The 1,830-nt window shown below is 43.5% G+C and carries 1 pseudogene; it reads right to left on the minus strand.

Annotation, left to right across the window (positions count from 1 at the left end):
- Window positions 1–631 precede the first annotated feature (631 nt).
- A pseudogene (glf, locus tag ABF638_RS37820) lies at window positions 632–1,830 on the minus strand (UDP-galactopyranose mutase); the annotation flags it as partial.

A 1,830-nucleotide genomic window follows, 5' to 3' on the forward strand; every position in this document is an offset into this window, starting at 1 on the left:
TGAGGCGATTAGCATAAAATTTGACCCATCAAAACTTTTCAAACAGCCTCTTAGATTTTTGGTGCGTTAGGACTAGTGGTCTGTCAAGCTTAAAATTGTGTGTTACCAACTTTTAAAATCGTTTGCTAGCAAGATATTCTGGGACTGCTTACGCACAAAATCAAAATTGACAGACCACTAGGGCGTGTTTTCAAAGTCTTAGATCCCGCCAACCCCCCTTAAAAAGGCTACCGTGTATACACAAGTCAGCAGACCTCTCCCCAAACCCCTCTCCGACGCGGAGAGGGGCTTTGAATCTTACTCCCCAACGCTAGCAGGGAAGGGGTTGGGGGTTAGGTCTGGGATCGATTTGAGCAAAATAAGTCACTTGTGTGTACACCGTAGCCCCTTATAAAGGGGAGGGTGAGGGCGGGGTAAAACCTTGGTTAATCAGCTATTTCAGACTTGTGTATACACCGTAGCTTAAAAAGGGGGGGCTAAGAATCTCATCTCTTAAAGTCCCCCTTTTTAAGGGGGATTTAGGGGGATCTAAAAAATTAGGAGGTTAAACGAGTAGTTTGAAAACAAGCCGTAATGTCCATAACGCACTCTACTAAATACAAAGTAGTCCTAATTACGAATTACGAATTATTTAAGCCTTAACTGCAATTTGTTTGTACATAGCTAGAGCTTGAGCAACACATTGATCCATGTTGTAGTACTTGTAGGTCGCTAACCGTCCTACAAAATAAATCCCTGGTGTTTCATCAGCCAGCACCTTATATTTCTTGTAAATTTCCTGATTCTCAGGACGCGGTACAGGATAATAAGGGTCGCCCTCAGCTTTGGGAAACTCATAAACAATACTCGTTTTAGAGTGTTCTTGACCAGTTAAGTATTTAAACTCTGTCACACGAGTATAAAGCTGTTCATTGGGATAATTGATGACTGGCGCTTTTTGAAACAAACTCGTGTTATGCGTCTCATGTTTAAAATCAAGCGAGCGATAAGGTAATTTGCCGTAGCGATAATCAAAGTATTCGTCAACCGGGCCGGAGTAAACCATCTCGCGGCAAGGTATCGCTTTTTGAATTTCTTGATAATCAGTATTGAGCATTACCTTGATGTTCGGGTGATTGAGCATATTCTCGAACATCCGGGTAAAGCCGTGGAGTGGCATTGCCTGGTAAGTATCGGTAAAATAGCGATCGTCACGATTAGTCCGTGTGGGAATTCTGGCAATTACTGATTTGTCAAGTTCCGATGGGTCGAGTCCCCATTGCTTACGGGTATAATTACGGAAAAACTTTTCATACAGTACTCGACCAACTTTGCTGATCACCACATCTTCACTAGTGCGGATGTATTCTACGGGTTCAGCAAGGGATTTATAAAACTCCTCCACCTCAAATGAGTTGAGATTCATGCCATACAGCTTGTTGATGGTGTCGAGGTTGATCGGAATCGGCACAAGTTGCCCGTCTACACTGGCAAGGACACGATGTTCGTAAGACCGCCACTAAGTAAAGCGTGAGAGGTATTCAAAAACTTCGCGGGAGTTGGTGTGAAAGATGTGGGGGCCGTATTTGTGTACAAGAATGCCATCATCATTGTAATGATCGTAGGCATTACCGCCTATGTGGTTGCGCTTGTCTACAACCAGCACTTTTTTACCTTGAGTTGCCAAACGTTCAGCAATGACGCTACCAGAAAAACCAGCGCCGACAACCAAGTAATCGAAGACAAAATCTCTGGTAATGATATTTGGTGCTTGTTTACCAGCCGCACCTGTGGAGTTAGCCCTCTTCCATGACTCTAGGCAGAGTAAAATAAAAGTAAAACGTTCAAAGG

The organism is Nostoc sp. CALU 1950 (assembly GCF_051172895.1).
Lineage (GTDB): Bacteria > Cyanobacteriota > Cyanobacteriia > Cyanobacteriales > Nostocaceae > Nostoc > Nostoc edaphicum_A.